Genomic DNA, 20,432 nt, shown 5'->3' with positions numbered 1-20,432 from the left:
TCGGTCTTAGAACTACGGAGTAACAAAAATGCTGCAACCTGCACGCAGAAAGTTCCGTAAGGAACAAAAGGGCCGCAACACCGGCATCGCGACCCGCGGTAACGCGGTGTCGTTCGGTGACTTCGGCCTCAAGTCGATCGACCGCGGCCGCCTGACGGCCCGCCAGATCGAAGCCGCTCGTCGCGCGATCTCGCGTCACGTCAAGCGCGGTGGCCGCATCTGGATTCGTGTGTTCCCCGACAAGCCGATTTCCCACAAGCCCGCAGAAGTGCGGATGGGTAACGGCAAGGGCAACCCCGAGTACTACGTCGCCGAAATCCAGCCCGGCAAGGTGATCTACGAGATCGTCGGCGTTCCCGAAGAACTCGCTCGCGAGGCCTTCCGTCTGGCCGCTGCCAAGCTCCCGCTGCGCACGACCTTCGTCGCACGCCAGCTCGGCGCCTGATCGAGGAGAACACCATGGCAACACGTAAGAAGAAGGACGCCGCGGCAACCGCCAAGACGTCGAAGGCTGCCGAGCTGCGCAACAAGGACGTTGCCGGCCTACAAGCCGAAATCAAGGATCTGCAGAAGGCCCACTTCGGCCTGCGCATGCAGAAGGCCACGCAACAGCTGTCGAACACCGCTACGCTGCGCGTCACCCGTCGTGACATCGCGCGTGCGAAGACCATTCTTGCTCAGAAGCAGCAAGAAGCCGCCAAGTAAGGAGTGACCATGACGGAAGCTAAAAAGTCCCTCAAGCGCACCTTGATCGGCAAGGTGGTCAGCGACAAGCGCGCGAAGACTGTGACCGTTCTGGTCGAGCGTCGCGTGAAGCACGAGCTCTACGGCAAGATCGTCGCCAAGACCAGCAAGTACCACGCCCACGATGAAAAGGGCGAGTACAAGCTCGGCGACATCATCGAGATCACGGAAAGCCGTCCGATCTCGAAGTCGAAGAACTGGGTTGTGACCCGCCTGGTTGAAAAGGCCGCTCTGGTCTGATCTCCGGCGAAGCAGCCAACGCAAAAGCGGCCCACAATGTGGGCCGTTTTTCTTTTTCAGGAGCACTTCAAATGATCAAAGTTGGCGACACGCTTCCTTCCGCAACGCTGCAAGAGTACTCGGAGGTGGAAGGCGAGGGTTGCAGCATCGGCCCGAACGCCGTCGACGTGACCAAGGCCACAGCCGGAAAGACGATCGCGCTGTTTGCGTTGCCGGGCGCTTTTACGCCAACCTGCTCGGCCAAGCACGTTCCTGGCTACGTGCAGCATTTCGATGATTTCAAGGCCGCGGGCGTCGACGAAATCTGGTGCGTGAGCGTGAACGACGCATTCGTGATGGGTGCGTGGGCGCGCGATCAGAAGACCGCCGGCAAGGTGCGCATGCTGGCCGACGGCAGCGCCGCGTTCGCAAACGCCACTGGCCTGACGCTCGACCTGACTGCGCGCGGCATGGGCTTGCGCAGCAACCGCTATTCGATGCTCGTGAAGGATGGCAAGGTCGCTTCGCTCAATGTCGAGGCGCCTGGCAAGTTCGAAGTGAGCGACGCGGATACGCTGCTCGCTCAAGCGAAGGGCTGAGTCTGGTCCCGCCTTCGCGGGAGAGCTACAGATCAACCTTGAGGTAGTGCGACCCGGGAATCGGGTTGTGATAGTACGGGGGCACTTCGACGAAGCCCAGGTCTTCATAGAGTGCCCTTGCCGATTCCATGTCGTCGAGCGTATCGAGCAGAACGCACGCGTACCCGGCACCGCGAGCGGCATCGAGGATGGCTTCGGCCAGCTGCCTTCCCAGTCCCACGCCGCGAAACTCGGGCCGCACATAGAGGCGCTTCATTTCCGCGGCGTTAGGGTAGTCGGCAGAGTCCAGCGGGCGCAGCGCGCAGCAGCCCGCGACGTGTGCTAGACCGCCATTGGCTCGCTCCAACGGTTGAGCCTGCACCGGCACGGCGGTATCCGAAGTGCTGACGAGCGCCAGGAGCAACGCACCACGCGGTTCGGCGTACTCGCCAGGGAGGGCAGCCAGTTCCTCCTCGAAGTGCTGAAACCCGAGATCGATGCCCAGTGAGGCAGCGTAGTCGCGGAAGATGGCGCGAGTTGCGTCGAACTCGTGCGGCTCGTCTGGCGTGAGCAGGAGGATCTCCGGCATGTCTGCCAGCGGCAGCGGACGCGACGTCGAGTGGCTCATACGCGAAGCGACGCAATCCACGCGGCGAAGCCACCGCAGACGATGAACACCACGAGCGCGAGCGCCCGCGAGCCGGCATCGTCCCGACTCGGTGCCGCGGGCTGCGCGTACACCTGCTTGTCGCCGTCGATCATGGGGCGCAGAAGCTGCAGCCGCTTCACCCGTACGTAGAAGAAGATCGCCACGATGTGCACGATCACCAGGGTGATGACGGTCCACAACCCGAAGGTCACGTGCCAACTGCTTGCAAGACTCACAACAGCGCCCGAAACGAATCGCGTCAGCGGTCCCGATGCCGAGATCTCGTCATCGGCGACCAGCCCGGTCGACACCTGCGCGATCAGGATGGCGAGCAGCGCGAAGACCGACAGCGCACCCAGTGGCGTGTGTCCGACGAGGTGGTTCGGATGATGAGGCTGGCCTCGCAGATAGGCGATGAGCGAGCGGGGCGCGTAGACGAAGGACGAAAAGCGCGACCAGCGCCCGCCGATGAAACCCCAGATCACTCGGAACAGCAGAAGCGACAGCGCCGTGTAGCCGAATCGAAAATGCCACTCCATCACGCCGCCGAACCCGGTTGCGAGCAGGCAGATCACGGTGAGTGTCAGTGCCCAATGAAACAACCGCGTCGGCAGGTCCCAGACACGCACTGAACGCGCGCTGGCGTTGTCCGGCCCCGGGTGGCGTCTCGCGGGCTCGAGAGAAGCGGTCATGGATGGCGGTGGGCGCATTGCTGCGGGAAGCGGAGATTAGCAAACTTCGGCGCTGGCCCGCCCTGCGGGTTCTCTCTAATCTCGCCCGCCAGCAAATCCCTTAACTTGCCCGCGGCACCGTACCCCCCACGATCCATCCACAAGAAGGGTTCCCATGAAACGTCTTGTCACGCCTACGCTGGCGATTCTTTGCGCTGCCTTCTCCGTGTCGTCCCATGCCCAGTTCGCGAAGACCGAGGACGCGATCAAGTACCGCCAGAGCGCCATGTTCATCCAGAGCCAGCATGTGGCCCGACTCGGCGCGATGGCCAGCGGCCGGGCACCCTACGACGCCACAGCGGCAGTGGCGAATGCCGAGGTGGTCGCCCAGATATCCAGGCTCCCGTGGGCCGGATTCGCTCCGGGTACGGAAGGTGGCAAGGCGAAACCCGAGATCTGGAAGGAGCAGGCCAAATTCAAGGAGCTGAGCGAACGCCTCATGGCCGACACGGACAAGCTGCTCGTCGCCGCAAAAGCCGGCAATCTCGATGCGCTGAAAGCCGCCATGGGCCCACTGGGCGAGACCTGCAAGGCCTGCCACGACAGCTTCAGGAACCGCTGAAAAAACAAAGGCGCTGTCTGGGACAGCGCCTTGTCTTCCGGGATCACGAGGCCTGCTTCATGCCTCGGCGAGCAACTTCTCGATCAGCTTGTGCAGCTCGGCGAAATCCGGTTCGCCAACATACCGCTTCACGATCTCACCGCGCTTGTTGACCACGTAGGTGGTCGGCGTGAGCTTCACATCGCCCCAGGCCTGCGCCACGGCCCCGGTGTTGTCGATCGCCACCTTGAACGGCAGCTTGCGGGTCTCGGCGAAGTTGACGACATAGGCCGGCGGGTCGTAGCTCATCGCCACGGCCAGGGTGTCGTAGCCCTGATTCTTGTACTTGTCGTAGGTGGCGATCACCTTGGGCATCTCTGCCACGCAGGTGACGCAACTCGTCGCCCAGAAATTGACCAGCGTTACCTTGCCCTTGAGGTCATCGGTGCTCTTCTTGCTGCCATCGAGCAGGACGAAGGTCGATGCCGGCGCGGCAGAACTGCCGGTGTTCAGGTAAACGCCCGCCCCGGCAGCCAAGGCAACTGCCACAAGGGCGACGGGAATGAGCTTCTTCATCATGGGCGGTCAGGTCGGTGCCCGCGATTTTAGTTCCGCCGCGCGGATTGCGTGTGACGGCGGGCTCCCGCGATCGGGGCGGGTTCGATAATGACCGTTCCATGTCAATCCCCCTCCGATCGGGCCGGCCCGCGCTCTTCGCCGCAGCGGTCGTTCTCGCCGCCTGCAGCCCCACCTTCAACTGGCGTGAAGTCCCCATCGGCGACGCAGGTGTGATTGCGCTGTTGCCCTGCAAGCCGGAGCGAGCGACACGGGATCTTCCGCTCGGCACCGGAACGATCCCGGTCGACATGGCCGGCTGCAAGGCCGGCGGCGCGACTTTTGCCGTGGCGCACGCCCGGGCGGAGAGCGCCGAGCAGGCCGAACTCTGGCTGCGTGCCTGGCACACGGCGACTCGCAGCCAGCTGGCCGACGCGCCGGTCGTCGAATCGTCGCCGGTCCTTGCCAGAGCCGCACCGTCGCCCGCGCCGGCCCGTCTCGATACCCAAGCCACAACCGGTGCGCATGTGCTGTGGTTTGCCCATTTCCGCCCGGACGGCAAGGCGTCCGTCTATCAGGCCACCGTCTCGGGCGCGCCGTCATCGGGGGAAGCCGTGGCGACGTTCTTTGAGGGATTCCGCATTCCGTGACCGCCAAAAATCAAGCCCTGCGAACGAAGCCGCTTTCGTGGATGCCCCCGCATAATCGGCAAGCAGCAGATCGACCCGCATGAACAGCATCTTCATCATCGCCCACGTGCCGCTCGCGAATGCGCTGCGGCAGTGCGCGCTGCATGTGTTTCCGGATTGCGAGTCGTCGATCGCAGCGCTCGATGTGCTGCCCAACGTTTCGCCGGACGAGACCCTTGCGGCGGCGCGCATCACCCTGGCGCAGCTTCAGCGGTCGCCGCGGTCGCAGGTGCTCGTGCTGGCCGACGTGTTCGGCGCGACGCCCTGCAATGTTGCTCAGAAGCTCGTCGACGGCGTCCGCTCGCGTCTCGTGGCGGGGGTCAACCTGCCCATGCTGCTGCGCGCAGTCAGTTACCGCAACGAGCCGCTCGAAACCCTGGTGCAGCGCGCGCTCACCGGTGGCACCGCGGGCGTCATGCAAGTCGCAGTCACCGCTCCCCAGAACCAGGCAAGAAGAAAGCACAGTGATCAAGACATCCGTGACCATCAGCAATAAGCTGGGCCTGCACGCACGCGCCTCGGCCAAACTCACCAAGCTCGCCGGAAGCTATCCTTGCGAGGTCTGGCTGGCGCGCGGCGATCGCCGCGTCAATGCCAAGAGCATCATGGGCGTGATGATGCTGGCCGCCGGCCTCGGCGTGACGGTGGACGTCGAGACCAACGGCGAGCGCGAGCAGGAGGCGCTCGACGCGATCGTCGCGCTCATGAACGACAAGTTTGGCGAAGGTGAGTGATGAAGGCCCACCCCCAGCCTCGCCCACTTCGTGTGGCTCTGCACCCCCTCGAGGGGGCGCACCTGGCGGTCCGGCGGAGCCGGTTCCGCGGGTGCCTGCGAAGGGGCCTGCTTCGCGGCCTCGGCGGCCACGGTGGCGTTTGCGGGGGGTGGCGCTTGGCGCCTTGAAATCATGACGTTCTCGATCCACGGTCTTCCGGTTGCGCGTGGCATTGCCATCGGGCGCGCGGTGCTCGTGGTGTCGAGCCGGATCGATGTCGCGCACTACTTCATCAAGCCGGAGGAGGTCGAAGCGGAGATCGACCGTGTGCGCGTCGCGCGCAATGGCGTGGCGGAGGAACTGCAGAAGCTGCAGGCGAGCGTCGCGCTGATGGGGCCGAACGATGCGCCGCATGAGCTTTCCGCGCTGCTCGATGTGCATCAGATGCTCTTGCAGGACGAGGTGCTGACCACTGGCGTGAAGCATTGGATCGTGGAGCGTCTCTACAACGCCGAGTGGGCGCTGACCACGCAGCTGGAAATCGTCGCACGACAGTTCGACGAGATGGAGGACGAGTATCTGCGCGAGCGCAAGGCCGATCTCGAGCAGGTCGTCGAACGCCTGCTGCACCGGATGAAGGGCACGGCCGCGGTTCTTGCGCCTCCTCCTCCCAAGCGCAAGCGGGCCGCCGAGCACCACGACGAGGACCACACCGACCCGACCGCTGGCGAAGCGTTCGATGCCCCGCTGGTGCTGATCGCGCACGACCTGTCGCCGGCCGACATGCTGCAGTTCAAGAAGAGCGTGTTCGCCGGATTCGTCACCGATGTGGGCGGGCGCACCTCGCACACGGCGATCGTCGCGCGCAGCATGGACATCCCCGCGGTGGTCGGCGCGCGCAGCGCGAGCCAGCTCGTGCGGCAGGACGACTGGGTCATCATCGATGGCGATGCCGGCGTGGTGATCGTCGACCCGTCGCCGATCATCCTGGCCGAGTACGGCTTCAAGCAGCGGCAAGGCGATCTCGAACGCGGGCGGCTCTCGCGGCTGCGACACAAGCCTGCGGTCACGCTCGACGGGCAGCGAGTCGAACTGCTCGCCAATATCGAGATGCCCGAGGACACGCTCGGCGCCGTCAAGGCAGGCGCAGTCGGCGTGGGCCTCTTCCGAAGCGAATTCCTCTTCATGGGCCGCGAGTCGCAGAGCAAGACACGGCTGCCCGACGAGGAAGAACAGTACGAGGCGTACAGGCGTGCGGTCGATGGCATGCAGGGCATGCCGGTGACCGTTCGTACCGTCGACGTAGGCGCGGACAAGCCGCTCGACGGCAAGTCGGTACGCGACGACGCCCACCTCAACCCAGCGCTTGGTCTGCGTGCGATTCGCTGGAGCCTCGCCGATCCGGCGATGTTCCTCACGCAGTTGCGCGCGATCCTTCGCGCCGCCGCGCATGGCGAGATCCACATGCTGATCCCGATGCTCGCGCACGTGAGCGAGATCCGGCAGACGCTGTCGCTCATCGACTTCGCACGCGCCGAGCTGGACAACCGGGGCGTCGCCTACGGCCACGTGAAGGTGGGCGCGATGATCGAGATCCCCGCGGCCGCGCTCACGCTGCGCACCTTCCTGAAGTACTTCGACTTCCTCTCGATCGGCACCAACGACCTGATCCAGTACACCCTGGCGATCGACCGCGCCGACGAGTCGGTGGCGCATCTCTACGACCCCACGCACCCCGCTGTGCTGCGCCTGGTGGCCGACACCATTGCCGAGTGCCGCCGCCAGGGCAAGGGCGTGAGCGTCTGCGGCGAAATGGCAGGCGACGTGATGTTTACGCGCCTGCTGCTCGGGCTGGGCCTGCGCAGTTTCTCGATGCATCCCTCGCAGATCCTCGCGGTCAAGCAGGAAGTGCTGCGCGCGGACGTCAGCAAGCTCGAAGCGTGGGCGCGCGAAGTCGTCGACGCCGAGGATCCCGCGGCCGCCTTGGCACGCTAGAGCGCTGCGGGTCGCCGCGCTGCAATAAAACGAAACACAGCGAAACGGCCCCGAAAGGACTTCGGAGCGCCTCGCCGCGAGCATCGAGTCTTCCGATCGATCCCCGATCGCAACGCAAGGAAGACGCTCATGAAACCCTGGTTCAAACGATCCCTCTTCGGCCTCGCCGGTGCGGCGCTGGTCGCTGGCAGCCTCACTGGTTGCGGCTATCGCCACGGCGGATGGCACAACGCCACCGAGCAGGATCGCGCCGAGTTCCGCGCACGCATGGTCGAGCGTGTCAGCAGCAAGCTTGAGCTCGACGCCACGCAGAAGGCCAAGCTCGCGACGCTCGGCGAGAAGATCCAGGCCCAGCGCGCGGCGCTGCGCGGCGGCGGTGATCCGCGTGCCGAGTTCCGCTCCCTGTTCGCCGGCGCCAAGCTCGACCAGGAGCGCGCGAAGAAGCTCGTCGAAGACAAGACCGCCGCCATCCAGGCCGGCAGCCCCGATGTGATTGCCGCGGCGGCCGATTTCTTCGACAGCCTCAATCCAGATCAACAGCAGAAGGTCCGTGACTTCATGGACCGTGGACGTCGCTGGGGCCGGGGATGAGCTACGTCCCGCCTTCGTCCGGCGTCTCGCGCGCCGGGAGCTGGCAGCCGGCGTGGACCGCTCGCCGGCATGCGACCGATGTCGTCCCCGAGGGCGCCGTCTCCGGCGGCGTCCGCACGACGCTGCGCCTCGAAGGTCTCGCGGTGCTGTTCGCTTCCGTCATTGGCTATTCGCAGCTCGGTGCCGGCTGGGGCGCGTTCGCGATGCTGTTCCTCGTGCCGGACCTGTCGTTCCTCGGCTACCTGGGCGGCGCGCGCACCGGCGCGGCGATCTACAACCTTGCGCATTCGTATGTCGGTCCGGTTGCGCTCATCGCGCTCGGCTTGCTGGCCGACATGCCGGTCGCGCTCGCCGTCGGCCTGATCTGGAGCGCACACATCGGCTTCGATCGGATGCTCGGCTATGGACTGAAGTACGCCTCGGGCTTTGCGGCCACGCACCTGGGGCGCATCGGGCCGACCGATCCCTGGTGAAGCCTTGACCGGCGTATGCACAATGCCCGAATGCCACGCATCCTGCTGATCGACGACGACGAGCACCTGGGCGCGCCGCTCGCGAGCTACTTCGCGCGTTTCGACTACGTGCTGGAAAGCGCCACCCGCCCGAGCGATGGCCTCGCGAAGCTGCGCGCCGGCAGCTACGACGCCGCGATCCTCGACGTGATGCTGCCCGAGATGGACGGCTTTGCGCTCTGCCGCGAGATCCGCAAAGAAAGCGACATTCCCATCGTGATGCTGACCGCGCGCGGCGAGGTGATGGATCGCGTGGTCGGGCTCGAGCTTGGCGCGGACGACTACCTGCCCAAGCCATTCGAGCCGCGCGAGCTCGTGGCGCGGGTGCAGACCATCCTGCGCCGCCAGCGCACCGCGCCACCCGCACCACCGGCGCAGCGCAGGGATTTCGACGGACTGTCGATCGACCTCGACAAACGCGAAGTGCTGCGCCACGGCGAGCGCGTCGAGCTGACCGGCACCGAGTTCGAGCTGCTCGCATTGCTGGCCGACCAGCCCGGCAAGGTCTGGAGCCGCGACGACATCCTCAACCGCCTTCGCGGCCACGAGGCCGAGCTCTACACGCGAGCGGTCGACATCGTCATCAGCCGCCTGCGCAAGAAGCTCGAACCGCTGGACTGCATCAAGACGCTGCGCAACGCGGGCTACACGCTCGCCGTGGGCAAGAGCGCGTCATGAGGCGTCGCTACGGACGGCCCTCTGAATGGCGCCATCGCTGGGGCCACTCGCTGCGGGTGCGGCTCATCACGGTGTTCGTGCTCCTCGCGCTGGCGATGACGGCGGTCTTTCTCGGCGGCATGCAGCACGCGTTCTCCAGCGGTTGGCGCGATGCCGCACGGCCCATCGTGACCGACTACATGGACCGCCTCGCCGCCGACCTCGGCACTCCGCCCGACGTCGAGCGCGCAAAGGCCCTGGTCACTCGACTGCCGATTTCGATCCGCATCGAAGGACCGGTGGTGAACTGGGATTCACATCCGGATCGCCGCCGCTATGGTTTCGGCCCGCGCGGCGACTGGCTCAGCCGAACCACCGCGGACGGCCACCGCATCACCTTCGGACTCGGCACGCTGCCCTGGCAGCGCGAACCGCAGGGCATCGGCTGGATGACGCTTGCGCTGCTGCTGGGGCTCATCGTGCTGGCCTATGCGTACGTGCGGCGGCTGCTGAGGCCGCTGGACGACATCCGCGCCGGTGCCGAGCGCTTCGGCCGCGGCGCGTTCGATGCGCCGATTCCGCTGCGACGGCGCGATGAGCTTGGCGACCTCGCAGCGCGCATCAACACCATGGCTCGTGACATCCAGGGCATGCTCGATGCGAAGCGCGCCTTGCTGCTGGCGCTCAGCCACGAGCTGCGCTCGCCGCTCACCCGTGCGCGGCTCAATGCCGAGCTGCTGCCCGCAACGCCGGAAGGCGCCACCGAGCGTGCCGCGCTGCTTCGAGATCTGGCGGAGATGCGAGACCTGATCAGCGATCTGCTCGAAAGCGAGCGGCTCGCGAGCCCGCATGCCGCGCTGCATCGAGAGCCGGTCGATCTGGCGGTGCTGGTGCGCGAAGTGGCCGGGGAGCTCGATGGTGGCGAACGCGTCGTCATCGACCTGCCGGTCGATCTGCCGCCACTGTCGCTGGACCGATCGCGCATCCGCCTCCTGGTGCGCAATCTGCTCGACAACGCCATGCGTCACGGCACCGAAGGCCCGCAGCCACCGCACCTGACGCTGCGCCGTGCGGGTCAGGGCGTGGAACTTGAAGTGCGCGATTTCGGTCCGGGCGTCGATGCGGCGCAGCTCGATCGGCTGACCGAGCCCTTCTACCGCACCGACAGCGCACGTCAGCGCGCGACTGGTGGTGTCGGCCTTGGGATGTACCTGTGCCGTCTGGTCGCCGAAGCGCACGGGGGCCGGCTTTCAGTGCGCAACGCCTCGCCCGGGCTCGCGGTCACAGCAGTACTGGCGTGACCGAATCCACCTTCGCGGCGCCTGCGCGCTGGGCCTGCTGCACCGCGTCGTCCACGCTCCACGCCGCGTAGGCGCTCGGCGGCAGATCCCCGGATCGCACCTGGTCGAGCAGGTCGCGCAACCTGTCCTTCACGCGGGCAAGCGTCAGTTGGGCGCCGCGCTGGTGGACATGGGCCGCGAAGTCGCACAGGGCCTCGATGCTGGTGCCGTCCAGATCGGCCGATTCCTCGAGAACCAGCACCACGTGATCGAGACCTCGCACCTGCTCCAGCTTCGCCTGGATCGCGGAGAACACCGCTTCGACATTGCCGAAGAAGAGCGGCGTGTCGGGCCGCGCGATCAGCATGCCGGTCGGCACGCGCGCTTCGGGGTGCCGTGCGATGTCGACGAAATCGTGACCCTCGCCGAGTCGACCGAGCCAGCTCACGTGGGCCGTCGACATCCCGCGCAGCAGCAGCAGAAGGCTGACGCCGATCGCGGCGAGCAGGCCGTCCAGCACACCCAGCAGCAGCACCGCGACAAAGGCCACGAGCGCGACCAGCCGGTCGCGTCGCCACGAGAAATACGGTCTCAGGCTGCCGGGGTTCAGCGTGTGGCCGACCGCGTGGATCACGATGGCCGCGAGCAGCGGCTCAGGCGTGTGGGCGATCCACGGCAGCAGCGCGATGGCCGCCAGCAGGACCACGCCGCCCGCGATCAATCCGGCCGCACGGGACTGGGCGCCGGCGGCTTCATTGGCCGAGGTGGCCGAAAAGCCTGCGCCGACCGGCATGCCCTGGAACAGACCCGAGGCGAGATTGGCCGCGCCGAGCGCCATCAAATCGCGGTTGGCCGAGATGAGGTCGCCATGCCGCAGCGCGAACGTGCGGATCGATCCGTACGACTCCGCGTAGAGGATCAGTGCCATCGCAAAGGCCAGCTCGCCCATGCGCAGCCACAACTCGCGCGAAAGCTCCGGCAGGCTCGGTGCCATCAGCTTGAAATCGATGGGCCCCACCGCGTCGATGCCCCATTGCCGGCACACGCCGGCCAGGTCGAGCGCGATGCCTGCCGCGATCACCAGCAGCGCCGCCGGCACGGCGCGGGTCGCCCGCCAGTGGCCCAGTCCCTGCAGCAATGCCACGCCGATCGCGGCCATCGCGAGACCTGCGAGGTTCCAGTGCCCGACGCTCGCAACCAGCTCCCATGACAGCCGCAGGAAGTCGCTGTGTGCCGTGTGCACATCGACCACCTTGGGTATCTGCTTCACCACGATGGTCAGCGCCAAGCCCAGTGCGAAGCCGCGCAGGACCGGTTTGGCGATCAGGTTGGACACGGCGCCGAGCCGCGCCGCCGCGGCGATCAGGAAGAACACCCCCGTGAGCACGACGATGCCGGCGCCGAATGCGACTCGCATCGCGAGCTCGCCCGGCACCGCCGAGTTGGTGGCCGCCAGCAGCACGGCCGCGGACGACGATGTGGCCGAGACGATCGCGAAGCGGCTGGTGCCGAGCAGGCCGTAGACGAACAGGCCCACGAGCAGCGCGACCACACCGGCCTGCGGCGGCAGCCCCGCAATACCCGAATAGGCCACGGCCTCGGGCAGCAGCAGCCCGGCAATCGACAGGCCCGCCACCCAATCGGCCGCGCGAAAGGGACGAGGCGTGGACGGTGCGTCCACGCTCAGGCTCCGCGCCTCGCCTGTTGCCTGAACTCGCTCGGACTGCCGCCGGTGTGCTCGCGGAACACCCGGCTGAAGTGCGAGAGATTGCTGAATCCCGAAGCCAGCGCGATGTCGGTGATCGAGCGCGTCGCGTTCGACGGGTCCTGGAGGTCGCGGATGCACGCAGCGAGCCGCTGCTGGAGGATGTAGCCGGTCAGCGTGTCGTCGTCGCCCGCGAAGGCGTTGTGAAGCAGCCGCTTGCTGCACCGCAACGACTGCGCAATCGCCTCGATCGACAGGGCCGGGTCATGCAGGTGCTGCGCGACGTGGCGGTGGATGCGGTCTTTCAAGGCCTCGCGCTGGGTGCGCGGCGTGTCCTGTCCGGCCAGCTCCATCAGCGAGAGCCGCACCAGCTGGATGATGAGATCGCCCGCCCCGCGCGCCGCCGCCTCGCTCATGCAGGGCAGCTCCTGGTAGGTGTTGCGCATGGCCTCCAGCGCGACGCGCGAGATCCCGCTGCCGCCGCCGATGCGTCGCGCCACGAGGCCGCCGAGCGGCAGTCCCGGCGCGGCGATCTGGTCCTTGGGCAGCATCACGATCAGGTGATCGCTGCGCTCCGGATTGGCGACGGTGTAGTCGGTGGTGGTGTCGTAGAGCGTCCAGCCGCCGGCACGCACGGCGGCTGCGCGGCCGCATTGAACGACTTCCGCCGAGCCTTGCCATGGCGCGACGATCTTCAGGTAGGGCGCCTCGCTGGTCCGCGCCATCTGCCGGGTGCGCAGCACGCGGTGCCGGTTGGCTTCGAGACGCGTGAGGATCACGTCGCCCGCATTCGAGGCGGCGAGATGCCCTTCGAACTCGGTGTCGCCGTACAGGTCGGATTCGAGCCCGCCGAAATGGCGCCACACCCAGTCGCGCCACACCGGCGCGCGTTCGCGCGAGGGCACTTCGTCGGTCGACAGGAGTGAGGAGGCGGTCATGGATCGGAGTTTGAAAGCCCGCCTATTTTGGAGCGCGCGGATCGCTGCAAGGCTTGCGGGTTAACCACTAGCGGCTTGCACGCTGCGACAAGTGCTTTGTGCGCACAAGGCACAGCACGCGGCCGGCGTCCTTCCTACGATGCCCGCACCGGGCGCATCTCGACGCCGGGGAAGGAGACCGCATGCTTCACAACACCAATCGCCGCCGCTGGATCCAGGGCACCGCCACCGCGCTCGGCGCCGCCGCCGTCGCGCCGAAGCTCTTCGCGCAGAGCGGGCCGGTGCGCGTCGGTTACGCCATTGCCCGCACGGGCCCCTGGGCGGCCGGTGCGCAGGTCAGCCAGGAGCCCAACTACCTCTTGTGGGCCGAGCAGGTCAACGCCGCGGGCGGGCTTTCGGTGAAGGGCACGAAGCGGCCGATCGAGCTGATCGGCTACGACGATCGCAGCGAGACCGAAACCTGCGTTCGCACGTTCGAGAAGCTCATGGGCAGCGACAAGGTCGACCTGATCCTGCCGCCTTGGGGCTCGGGCGCGAACTTTGCCGTCGCGCCGCTCGCCAACCGGTTCGGCTATCCGCTGCTCGCGCCGACCGCGCTGTCGCGCAAGCTGATCGACATGCACCTGCCGTACTTCTTCTCGCTGCTGCAGCAGCCCGACAAGATGATGGGCGCGCTGGTCGACATGCTGGTCGCCAACAACGTGAAGTCCATCGCGATCGTCTACATGGACGACCTCTTCGGGCTCGAGAACTTCGCCGCGCTCAATGCCGCGCTCAAGAAGACCAGCATCCAGGTGCTCGACCGCAAGAGCTATCCGCTCGGCGTGAAGGACCTCGCACCGGTGCTACGCACCATCAAGGACCTGAACCCCGACGCCTTCATCGGTATCACCTATCCGCCGGACACGATCCTCGTGAGCAAGCAGTCGCGTGAGATCGGCTTCAACCCGAAGTTCTTCTACGCCTCGGTCGGCACCGCCTTCCAGCTCTATCCGACCGTCATGCAGGCGAACGCCGAAGGCGTGATCGGCATGGGCTCCTGGAACGCGAAGACCAGCCCTGAAGCCAAGGCCTACTTCGACGCGCACACCAAGAAGTTCGGCAAGGAGCCGGACCGCTGGGCCAGCGGCCATGCATGGGCGGGTCTGGAGATCCTGCAGCAGGCCGTCGGCAAGGTCGGTCTCGATCGGAAGGCGCTGCGCGACCAGATCGCGAAGAACGAGTTCAAGACGATCCTCGGTCCGATCCGCTTCGAGGGCAGCGAGAACGCCTCGATCCCCGGCACCGTCGCGCAGTGGCAGGGCGGCGAGTTCGAAGTCGTGTGGCCCAAGGACCGCGCCACCGCGCAACTCCAGGCCCCGAAGCCAGCCTGGAAATAACGTGTCGTGGAGTGGATGGGCCGAGCTGCTGGCCGGCGGATTGATCACGGGCGGCATCTATGCGCTCGTGGCGATCGGGCTGAACCTGCAGTACGGCCTGATGCGCATCATGAACATCTCGCACGGCGAGTTCCTGATGCTCGGCGCCTTCCTGACCTGGTGGGCGCACACCATGTGGGGCATCTCGCCGCTGGTGTTTCTGCCGGCAGCTTTCGTGGTGCTCATGGTGATCGGCATGGCGGTGCACTGGCTGTGCTTCCGGCAGGTGGCAGCACGCGCACCCAATGTGGAAGTGTTCGAGGCGCGCAGCCTGATGGTCGGCTTCGGCCTGATGTTCTTCGTGCAGAACACGGCGTTGCTCATTTGGGGCGGTGACCTGCGCGGCTACGACTATCTCGCGGAGCCGGTGCAGTTCGCCGACATGCGCTTCACCGCGAACAAGCTGGTGCTCTTCGGCGTCGCGCTGGCGTTGAGCCTTGCGCTTATTGCGCTGCTCAAGCTCACGCTGCTGGGCAAGGCGGTGCGCGCGTTGATGCAATCTCCGGTGGGCGCACAGCTTGTTGGCATCAACACGAAGCGCCTGCATCCGCTGATGTTCGGCATCGGGCTCGGGCTTTCAGGCGTGGCGGGTGCACTGCTGTCGATGACCTATGAAATCTCGCCTTCGATGGGCGAGCCCTACACCGTGACCGCGCTGATCGTGATCACGCTTGGCGGCTTCGGCAGCATCGCGGGGAGCCTCGTCGGCGGACTGCTGCTCGGCGTGGTCGAGGCGCTCGGGATGCACTTCACGAGCCCCTCTCTCAAGATGCTGCTGTCGTATGCCGTGTTCATCGGCGTGCTGATCTGGCGGCCCAACGGATTGTTCTCCCGATGAAAGCGCAGTTCGCCAACAGGCCCTGGCTGGTGCTGGGCATCGGCGTCGCACTTGCCGCGTGCATACCGTGGCTGGCTTCGGATTTCGTGGCCTCGGTGGCGCTGAGCTGCCTGATGTACATCGCGCTCGCCACCAGCTGGTCGCTGTTCTGCGGCGCGACGCGGTACCTGTCGCTAGCGACATCGGCCTTCTTCGGCCTCGGCGCGTATGCGAGCGCGATGCTGCTCGAAGTGCTGCCGTGGCCGCTTGTCATCCTGAGTGGGGCCTTGCTGGCGAGCGTGATCGCGGTGCTGATGGGGTCTGCCGTGCTGCACCTGCGTGGCACCTATTTCGCGGTGCTGACTTTCGGCATGACGGAGCTGATTCGCCATGCGGTGACCTTCGTCGAGAAGCAGGTCTCGGGCACTGTGGGCCGCGTGCTTGTGGTGGTGCCATCGAATGAGACTGTCTATCTCACCGTGCTCGCGATCGCGGCTGGTGCCATCGCGACGGCCATCATCGTCAAGCGCAGCCGCTTCGGACTGGCGCTGGCTGGCGTCGGTGCAGACGAGCAGCGCGCGCAGACGCTCGGCGTGGACACGCGGCGTATCAAGATCGCGGGCTTTGCGCTCACAGCCGCATTTGCCGGTGCGGTCGGCGCGGCGATGGCCGTGCGCTGGACCTATATCGAGCCGCCTGCGGTGTTCAGCCCGTTCATCGGCTTCCAGACCGTGCTGATCGCGCTGATCGGTGGCGCCGCAAGCATCGGCGGGCCGGTGGTTGCGGCGATCGTCTTCAGCCTGCTGGCGGAAGCGCTGCGGCTGCAACTGCCTTACGGCTACATGATGGTGCTGGGCCTGCTGCTGATCCTGTGCGTGATGTACCTGCCCAATGGGCTCGCGTCGCTGTGGCAGCGCAATGGCGCGCGAAGGAGGGGGAATGGCTGACGCGTCCATCCTGCTCGAAGCCCGCGATGTCACCGTGCGATTCGGTGGGCTCACCGCCGTCGATGCAGTCAACATGCAACTGCGCGCGGGGGAGTTGGTTGGCATCATCGGCCCGAACGGCGCGGGCAAGACCACCTTCTTCAACGCAGTCTCGGGCGTGGTCGCGCCAACCAGCGGACATCTCTTCGCGGAAGGCGTCGAACTCACCGGCCGCGGCCCGCATCTCTATGCGGCGCACGGCATTGCGCGCACCTTCCAGACACCGCGCGTGATGAGCGACATGACGCTCACCGACAACGTGCGCTTCGGCATGGAATTCGCGGGCCGCCGTCGCGAGCCCATCGCTGGCTTGCGCAGTGAACACGACATCCTCGACATGCTCGGGCTCGCATCGCTCGCCGATCGGCCTGCGTCTGAAGTGACGCCGTCGCAGCAACGCTTGCTCGAGATCGGCATGGCGCTCGGCACCCGGCCGCGCGTGCTGCTGCTCGATGAAGTCGCTGCAGGTCTCACGGAGGCGGAAGTGGACGCGATGGCGCGCCGCATCCGCAAACTGCGCGACGAACACGGCCTGACCGTCGTGTGGATCGAGCACGCTGTGACCACGCTGCTGAAGTACGTCGAGCGCGTGCTGGTGCTGCACCAGGGCCGCAAGATCGCCGACGGTACGCCGGCAGAAGTGGTGCGCAATGCCGAGGTGGTCGAGGCCTATCTGGGCGACGAGATGGTGGAGGTCGCCCCATGAGCGCCAGCCAGATGACCGTTCGCGGGCTCGTGGCCGGCTACCACGGCTTCCAGGTGCTGCAGGGCATCGACATCGATGTGCTGCCAGGCATCACCGTGGTCCTCGGCCCGAACGGCGCAGGCAAGACCACCTTGCTCAAGGCGCTCGCCGGACTGCTGCCGCGCACCGGTGACGTGAAGCTCGACGCTGCACCGTTGCCGGCGGAGGATGCGACCGCCTGCGTGCGCCAGGGACTTGCGCTCGTTGCAGAAGGCCGGCAACTGTTCCCGCAGATGACCGTCACCGAAAACCTCGAACTCGGCGGCTGGCTGGTGCCAGCCAAGGTGCGCGCCGAGCGGCTTGCACGTGCGTTCGACGACTTCCCGCGTCTCAAGGAACGCGCTACGCAACTCGCCGGCACCATGAGCGGCGGCGAGCAGCAGATGGTCGCGGTCGCGCGCGCCATGATGAGCGGGCCGCGTCTGCTGATGCTCGACGAGCCTTCGCTCGGTCTCGCGCCGCGCATGGTCGATGAACTGCTCGCGATCGTGCGGCGCATCGCGGCGCAGGGCGTTACCGTGCTGATGGTCGAGCAGAACGTGCGCAAGGCCTTGCAGGCCGCCGACCGGGGCTATGTGCTCGAACGCGGACGCGTCGTCGCTTCTGGCGATGCAGAGACGCTGCTTCATTCCGACGTGATTCGCCACGCCTACCTGGGCAAAACATGAGGCTCACCCCCAGCCTCGCCCGCGTCGTGTGGCTTTGCACCCCCTCGCTGGGGGCAACCCCGGTGGCCCGGCGAAGCCCGTTCCACGGGGTTCCTGGCATTGATCCCTTCGTTTGAGGAGTACTTACATGACCACCATTTCCATGCTCATCAACGGCGAGCGCCGACAGGCCGAAGGCGGCGCGACGTTCGAGCGCCGCAATCCGCTCGACGGCGGTGTTGCGACTCGGGCACCAGCCGCCACGGCACGCGACGCGATTGCTGCGGTCGAGGCTGCGCAGGCTGCTTTCGCGGCCTGGTCGCAGACCGGCCCCGGCGAACGCCGCGCCCTGCTGCAGAAGGCCGCGCATGCACTCGAAGCGCGCACCGACGATTTCGTGAAGGCCATGGCGCGCGAGACAGGCGCTTCTGCAATGTGGGCCGGCTTCAACGTGCATCTGGCCGCTGGGTTGCTCACCGAGGCCGCCGCCCTCACCACGCAGATCGGTGGCGAGGTCATCCCTTCGGACGTGCCCGGCAGCCTCGCGATGGGCGTGCGCCAGGCGGCCGGTGTGGTGCTCGGCATCGCGCCGTGGAACGCGCCGGTGATCCTCGCCACGCGCGCGATCGCCACGCCGCTCGCATGCGGCAACACCGTGGTGCTCAAGGGCTCGGAACTGTGCCCCGAGACGCACGCGCTGATCGTCGATGCGATGAACGAAGCCGGCCTGCCGCCGGGTGTCGTCAACTTCATCACCAACGCGCCGGCCGACGCGGGCACGGTCGTCGAGGCGATGGTGGCGCACCCGGCAGTGCGCCGCGTGAACTTCACCGGCTCCACGCGCGTGGGCCGCATCATTGCGCAGACCTGCGCGAAGTACCTCAAGCCCGTGGTGCTCGAACTCGGCGGCAAGGCGCCGCTGGTGCTGCTCGACGATGCCGACATCGACGCAGCGGTGAACGCGGCAGCGTTCGGCGCCTTTGCCAATTCGGGGCAGATCTGCATGTCGACCGAGCGCATCGTGGTCGATACAGCCATCGCGGATGAATTCGTCGCGAAATTCGCCGCAAAGGCGAAGAGCCTGCCGGTCGGCGATCCGCGCGAAGGGCCGGTTGTGCTCGGCTCTGTAGTAGATGCAAGCACCGTCGCGCGCTGCAATGCGCTCATCGACGATGCGCTCGCCAAGGGCGCGAAGCTGGTGTGCGGCGGGCGCGCCGAGAACACATTGATGCCGGCTACCGTCATCGACCATGTCACGCCGCAGATGCTGATCTACAGCGAAGAATCCTTCGGACCGGTCAAGGCCGTCGTGCGCGTGAACGGTGTCGAGGAAGCAATCGCGACGGCCAATGACAACGAATTCGGCCTGTCGTCGGCGGTGTTCGGGCGCGACATCGCACGTGCCTTCAACGTGGCGCGTCGCATCGAATCCGGCATCTGCCACGTGAACGGCCCTACGGTGCACGACGAGGCGCAGATGCCTTTCGGTGGCGTCAAGGATTCGGGCTACGGCCGATTCGGCGGCAAGGCCGGCATCGAGGCTTTCACCGAGCTTCGCTGGATCACGGTGCAAACCACGCCGCGCCACTACCCGTTCTGACCCTGCGCGCTTGTCGCCTTCGCTACCCACGGTGGCGCCGGCCGGGGCTACGATCCGCAGCCCCAGCCCTGAAGGAGACGCGCGCATGACCACCACCCTGAGCAACCGGCAGATCCGCCTCGCCAAGCGACCGCAAGGCGCGGCCACCCGCGACGACTGGCAATTCACCACCGAGCCGGTCGCCGATCCGGCGGATGGCGGCGTGCTGGTCAAGACGCTGTCGCTTTCGCTCGACCCCGCGATGCGCGGCTGGATGAACGAGGGCAAGAGCTACATCGCGCCGGTCGAACTGGGCGCGGTGATGCGCGCCGGCGGCGTGGGCCGCGTGGTCGCCTCGCGCAACCCGGCGTTCGCGGTGGGCGATGTCGTCTACGGCACGCTGGGCGTGCAGGAATACGCGCTGGTCCCGCAAGAGGAGATCAAGCGCTCGGGCCTCGTGAAGATCGACCTTTCGATGGGCACGATCGGCCAATGGCTCAATGTGCTCGGCATGCCGGGCATGACCGGTTACTTCGGCCTGATGGACATCGGCGAGCCCAAGCCGGGCGAGACCGTGGTGGTTTCCGGCGCGGCCGGCGCAGTGGGTCAGACCGTCGGCCAGCTCGCGAAGATCAAGGGCTGCCGCGCGGTCGGCATCGCCGGCGGACAGGCCAAGTGCGACTTCGTGGTCAAGGAACTGGGCTTCGACGCCTGCATCGACTACAAGGCCGGCCCTGCTGCGGTGCGCGACGGGCTGAAGGCCCATTGCCCGAAGGGCATCGACATCTACTTCGACAACGTGGGCGGCGACATCCTCGACGCGGCGCTCGCGAAGATCACGCGCGGCGCGCGGATCATCATCTGTGGCGCGATCAGCCAGTACAACAACACGACGCCGATCCAGGGGCCGAAGAACTACCTGAGCCTGCTGATGAACCGCGCGCGCATGCAGGGCATGGTGGTGTTCGACTACGCCGACCGCTACCACCTCGCGATCGCGGAGATGTCGGCCTACCTGAAGGATGGCCGCATGAAGAGCCGCGAAGATGTGGTGGAAGGGCTTGAAACCTTCCCGGAAGCGCTGACGAAGCTCTTCACCGGCGAGAACTTCGGCAAGCTGGTGCTCAAGGTCGCGGACTGAGT

At 66.5% G+C, this 20,432-nt stretch carries 25 protein-coding genes; 20 read left to right on the top strand and 5 right to left on the bottom strand.

Features of this window, described 5'->3' with window-relative positions; genetic code table 11:
• The first annotated feature begins 28 nt into the window (after positions 1 to 28).
• The 4 genes from rplP to FHW64_RS22750 all read left to right on the top strand — a co-directional run bounded on the left by rplP (position 29) and on the right by FHW64_RS22750 (position 1,562).
• Positions 29 to 445, top strand: a complete 417-nt coding sequence (gene rplP / locus FHW64_RS22765; RefSeq protein WP_028250943.1) for a 50S ribosomal protein L16 — start codon at positions 29 to 31, stop codon at positions 443 to 445.
• A 14-nt stretch (positions 446 to 459) separates the two neighbouring features.
• A complete protein-coding gene (gene rpmC / locus FHW64_RS22760; protein ID WP_184530399.1) occupies positions 460 to 705 on the top strand; it encodes a 50S ribosomal protein L29 in 246 nt (81 codons plus the stop codon).
• Positions 706 to 714: 9 nt separating this feature from the next.
• Positions 715 to 984, top strand: a complete 270-nt coding sequence (gene rpsQ, locus FHW64_RS22755; RefSeq protein ID WP_088954957.1) for a 30S ribosomal protein S17 — start codon at positions 715 to 717, stop codon at positions 982 to 984.
• Between the two features lie 71 nt (positions 985 to 1,055).
• Positions 1,056 to 1,562 carry a peroxiredoxin gene (locus tag FHW64_RS22750; RefSeq protein ID WP_184530397.1) on the top strand — a complete coding sequence of 169 codons (507 nt, stop codon included), beginning with the start codon at positions 1,056 to 1,058 and terminating at the stop codon, positions 1,560 to 1,562.
• Positions 1,563 to 1,587: 25 nt separating this feature from the next.
• Here the strand turns inward: FHW64_RS22750 and FHW64_RS22745 are convergent, their stop codons facing one another.
• Complete coding sequence (locus FHW64_RS22745; RefSeq protein ID WP_184530395.1) at positions 1,588 to 2,169, bottom strand: GNAT family N-acetyltransferase; 582 nt, start codon at positions 2,167 to 2,169, stop codon at positions 1,588 to 1,590.
• Complete coding sequence (locus FHW64_RS22740; protein WP_184530393.1) at positions 2,166 to 2,882, bottom strand: cytochrome b/b6 domain-containing protein; 717 nt, start codon at positions 2,880 to 2,882, stop codon at positions 2,166 to 2,168. Before FHW64_RS22740 ends, FHW64_RS22745 begins: the two co-directional genes overlap by 4 nt.
• Positions 2,883 to 3,036: 154 nt before the next feature.
• On the opposite strand from FHW64_RS22740, the gene FHW64_RS22735 reads away from it, so the two are divergent.
• Positions 3,037 to 3,483, top strand: coding sequence for a cytochrome c (locus tag FHW64_RS22735; RefSeq protein WP_184530391.1), 447 nt, complete (start codon positions 3,037 to 3,039; stop codon positions 3,481 to 3,483).
• Positions 3,484 to 3,540: 57 nt separating this feature from the next.
• Here FHW64_RS22735 and FHW64_RS22730 read toward each other — a convergent pair whose 3' ends face one another.
• A complete protein-coding gene (locus tag FHW64_RS22730) occupies positions 3,541 to 4,038 on the bottom strand; it encodes a TlpA disulfide reductase family protein (protein ID WP_184530494.1) in 498 nt (165 codons plus the stop codon).
• Positions 4,039 to 4,139: 101 nt separating this feature from the next.
• On the opposite strand from FHW64_RS22730, the gene FHW64_RS22725 reads away from it, so the two are divergent.
• The 8 genes from FHW64_RS22725 to FHW64_RS22690 all read left to right on the top strand — a co-directional run bounded on the left by FHW64_RS22725 (position 4,140) and on the right by FHW64_RS22690 (position 10,475).
• Positions 4,140 to 4,667, top strand: a complete 528-nt coding sequence (locus FHW64_RS22725) for a hypothetical protein (RefSeq protein WP_184530389.1) — start codon at positions 4,140 to 4,142, stop codon at positions 4,665 to 4,667.
• Positions 4,668 to 4,746: 79 nt separating this feature from the next.
• On the top strand, positions 4,747 to 5,202 hold the full coding sequence (locus tag FHW64_RS22720; RefSeq protein ID WP_184530387.1) for a PTS sugar transporter subunit IIA: 456 nt from the start codon (positions 4,747 to 4,749) through the stop codon (positions 5,200 to 5,202).
• Positions 5,171 to 5,440: an HPr family phosphocarrier protein gene (locus FHW64_RS22715; protein WP_093162213.1), complete on the top strand. Its 270-nt coding sequence runs from the start codon at positions 5,171 to 5,173 to the stop codon at positions 5,438 to 5,440. The genes FHW64_RS22720 and FHW64_RS22715 overlap by 32 nt, the downstream gene beginning before the upstream one ends.
• Positions 5,441 to 5,611: 171 nt before the next feature.
• Positions 5,612 to 7,414: a phosphoenolpyruvate--protein phosphotransferase gene (gene ptsP / locus FHW64_RS22710; RefSeq protein WP_184530385.1), complete on the top strand. Its 1,803-nt coding sequence runs from the start codon at positions 5,612 to 5,614 to the stop codon at positions 7,412 to 7,414.
• Between the two features lie 129 nt (positions 7,415 to 7,543).
• Positions 7,544 to 8,005 carry a Spy/CpxP family protein refolding chaperone gene (locus tag FHW64_RS22705; protein ID WP_184530383.1) on the top strand — a complete coding sequence of 154 codons (462 nt, stop codon included), beginning with the start codon at positions 7,544 to 7,546 and terminating at the stop codon, positions 8,003 to 8,005.
• Positions 8,002 to 8,478 carry a DUF4260 domain-containing protein gene (locus tag FHW64_RS22700; protein WP_184530381.1) on the top strand — a complete coding sequence of 159 codons (477 nt, stop codon included), beginning with the start codon at positions 8,002 to 8,004 and terminating at the stop codon, positions 8,476 to 8,478. The genes FHW64_RS22705 and FHW64_RS22700 overlap by 4 nt, the downstream gene beginning before the upstream one ends.
• 30 nt (positions 8,479 to 8,508) lie before the next feature.
• A complete protein-coding gene (locus tag FHW64_RS22695) occupies positions 8,509 to 9,195 on the top strand; it encodes a response regulator transcription factor (RefSeq protein ID WP_184530379.1) in 687 nt (228 codons plus the stop codon).
• The gene (locus tag FHW64_RS22690; RefSeq protein WP_184530377.1) at positions 9,192 to 10,475 is read left to right on the top strand and encodes a HAMP domain-containing sensor histidine kinase; all 1,284 of its coding nucleotides are present in this window, start codon (positions 9,192 to 9,194) and stop codon (positions 10,473 to 10,475) included. Before FHW64_RS22695 ends, FHW64_RS22690 begins: the two co-directional genes overlap by 4 nt.
• Here FHW64_RS22690 and FHW64_RS22685 read toward each other — a convergent pair.
• Together FHW64_RS22685 and FHW64_RS22680 are read right to left on the bottom strand one after the other, a co-directional pair.
• Positions 10,456 to 12,135 carry a SulP family inorganic anion transporter gene (locus tag FHW64_RS22685; RefSeq protein ID WP_184530375.1) on the bottom strand — a complete coding sequence of 560 codons (1,680 nt, stop codon included), beginning with the start codon at positions 12,133 to 12,135 and terminating at the stop codon, positions 10,456 to 10,458. The genes FHW64_RS22690 and FHW64_RS22685 overlap by 20 nt on opposite strands.
• 2 nt (positions 12,136 to 12,137) lie before the next feature.
• Positions 12,138 to 13,097: a helix-turn-helix domain-containing protein gene (locus FHW64_RS22680; protein ID WP_184530373.1), complete on the bottom strand. Its 960-nt coding sequence runs from the start codon at positions 13,095 to 13,097 to the stop codon at positions 12,138 to 12,140.
• A 182-nt stretch (positions 13,098 to 13,279) separates the two neighbouring features.
• On the opposite strand from FHW64_RS22680, the gene FHW64_RS22675 reads away from it, so the two are divergent.
• From FHW64_RS22675 to FHW64_RS22645, 7 genes are all read left to right on the top strand, one after another.
• Positions 13,280 to 14,476 carry an amino acid ABC transporter substrate-binding protein gene (locus FHW64_RS22675; protein ID WP_184530371.1) on the top strand — a complete coding sequence of 399 codons (1,197 nt, stop codon included), beginning with the start codon at positions 13,280 to 13,282 and terminating at the stop codon, positions 14,474 to 14,476.
• Position 14,477: 1 nt separating this feature from the next.
• Positions 14,478 to 15,353 carry a branched-chain amino acid ABC transporter permease gene (locus FHW64_RS22670; RefSeq protein ID WP_184530369.1) on the top strand — a complete coding sequence of 292 codons (876 nt, stop codon included), beginning with the start codon at positions 14,478 to 14,480 and terminating at the stop codon, positions 15,351 to 15,353.
• Positions 15,350 to 16,279 (top strand): branched-chain amino acid ABC transporter permease, encoded by a 930-nt coding sequence (locus FHW64_RS22665; RefSeq protein ID WP_184530367.1) that lies wholly within the window; start codon positions 15,350 to 15,352, stop codon positions 16,277 to 16,279. The genes FHW64_RS22670 and FHW64_RS22665 overlap by 4 nt, the downstream gene beginning before the upstream one ends.
• On the top strand, positions 16,272 to 17,024 hold the full coding sequence (locus tag FHW64_RS22660; protein ID WP_184530365.1) for an ABC transporter ATP-binding protein: 753 nt from the start codon (positions 16,272 to 16,274) through the stop codon (positions 17,022 to 17,024). The genes FHW64_RS22665 and FHW64_RS22660 overlap by 8 nt, the downstream gene beginning before the upstream one ends.
• A complete protein-coding gene (locus FHW64_RS22655; RefSeq protein ID WP_184530363.1) occupies positions 17,021 to 17,731 on the top strand; it encodes an ABC transporter ATP-binding protein in 711 nt (236 codons plus the stop codon). Before FHW64_RS22660 ends, FHW64_RS22655 begins: the two co-directional genes overlap by 4 nt.
• A gap of 127 nt (positions 17,732 to 17,858) precedes the next feature.
• Positions 17,859 to 19,310: an aldehyde dehydrogenase gene (locus FHW64_RS22650; protein WP_184530361.1), complete on the top strand. Its 1,452-nt coding sequence runs from the start codon at positions 17,859 to 17,861 to the stop codon at positions 19,308 to 19,310.
• Between the two features lie 85 nt (positions 19,311 to 19,395).
• Entirely contained in the window at positions 19,396 to 20,430 is a 1,035-nt protein-coding gene (locus FHW64_RS22645) for an NADP-dependent oxidoreductase (RefSeq protein ID WP_184530359.1), read from the top strand.
• The last annotated feature ends 2 nt before the right edge of the window (positions 20,431 to 20,432 follow it).

The organism is Variovorax sp. Sphag1AA (assembly GCF_014192575.1).
Taxonomy (GTDB): domain Bacteria; phylum Pseudomonadota; class Gammaproteobacteria; order Burkholderiales; family Burkholderiaceae_C; genus Variovorax.
The sequence above is the reverse complement of the archived record's forward strand: the minus strand, read 5'-3'. Positions and strand labels throughout refer to the sequence as shown.

Coding starts and splice junctions, on each gene's coding strand:
- rplP (WP_028250943.1), top strand. CDS start 29: ATGCTGCAACCTGCACGCAGAAAGTTCCGTAAGGAACAAAAGGGCCGC.
- rpmC (WP_184530399.1), top strand. CDS start 460: ATGGCAACACGTAAGAAGAAGGACGCCGCGGCAACCGCCAAGACGTCG.
- rpsQ (WP_088954957.1), top strand. CDS start 715: ATGACGGAAGCTAAAAAGTCCCTCAAGCGCACCTTGATCGGCAAGGTG.
- FHW64_RS22750 (WP_184530397.1), top strand. CDS start 1,056: ATGATCAAAGTTGGCGACACGCTTCCTTCCGCAACGCTGCAAGAGTAC.
- FHW64_RS22745 (WP_184530395.1), bottom strand. CDS start 2,169: ATGAGCCACTCGACGTCGCGTCCGCTGCCGCTGGCAGACATGCCGGAG.
- FHW64_RS22740 (WP_184530393.1), bottom strand. CDS start 2,882: ATGACCGCTTCTCTCGAGCCCGCGAGACGCCACCCGGGGCCGGACAAC.
- FHW64_RS22735 (WP_184530391.1), top strand. CDS start 3,037: ATGAAACGTCTTGTCACGCCTACGCTGGCGATTCTTTGCGCTGCCTTC.
- FHW64_RS22730 (WP_184530494.1), bottom strand. CDS start 4,038: ATGAAGAAGCTCATTCCCGTCGCCCTTGTGGCAGTTGCCTTGGCTGCC.
- FHW64_RS22725 (WP_184530389.1), top strand. CDS start 4,140: ATGTCAATCCCCCTCCGATCGGGCCGGCCCGCGCTCTTCGCCGCAGCG.
- FHW64_RS22720 (WP_184530387.1), top strand. CDS start 4,747: ATGAACAGCATCTTCATCATCGCCCACGTGCCGCTCGCGAATGCGCTG.
- ptsP (WP_184530385.1), top strand. CDS start 5,612: ATGACGTTCTCGATCCACGGTCTTCCGGTTGCGCGTGGCATTGCCATC.
- FHW64_RS22705 (WP_184530383.1), top strand. CDS start 7,544: ATGAAACCCTGGTTCAAACGATCCCTCTTCGGCCTCGCCGGTGCGGCG.
- FHW64_RS22700 (WP_184530381.1), top strand. CDS start 8,002: ATGAGCTACGTCCCGCCTTCGTCCGGCGTCTCGCGCGCCGGGAGCTGG.
- FHW64_RS22695 (WP_184530379.1), top strand. CDS start 8,509: ATGCCACGCATCCTGCTGATCGACGACGACGAGCACCTGGGCGCGCCG.
- FHW64_RS22690 (WP_184530377.1), top strand. CDS start 9,192: ATGAGGCGTCGCTACGGACGGCCCTCTGAATGGCGCCATCGCTGGGGC.
- FHW64_RS22680 (WP_184530373.1), bottom strand. CDS start 13,097: ATGACCGCCTCCTCACTCCTGTCGACCGACGAAGTGCCCTCGCGCGAA.
- FHW64_RS22675 (WP_184530371.1), top strand. CDS start 13,280: ATGCTTCACAACACCAATCGCCGCCGCTGGATCCAGGGCACCGCCACC.
- FHW64_RS22665 (WP_184530367.1), top strand. CDS start 15,350: ATGAAAGCGCAGTTCGCCAACAGGCCCTGGCTGGTGCTGGGCATCGGC.
- FHW64_RS22660 (WP_184530365.1), top strand. CDS start 16,272: ATGGCTGACGCGTCCATCCTGCTCGAAGCCCGCGATGTCACCGTGCGA.
- FHW64_RS22655 (WP_184530363.1), top strand. CDS start 17,021: ATGAGCGCCAGCCAGATGACCGTTCGCGGGCTCGTGGCCGGCTACCAC.
- FHW64_RS22650 (WP_184530361.1), top strand. CDS start 17,859: ATGACCACCATTTCCATGCTCATCAACGGCGAGCGCCGACAGGCCGAA.
- FHW64_RS22645 (WP_184530359.1), top strand. CDS start 19,396: ATGACCACCACCCTGAGCAACCGGCAGATCCGCCTCGCCAAGCGACCG.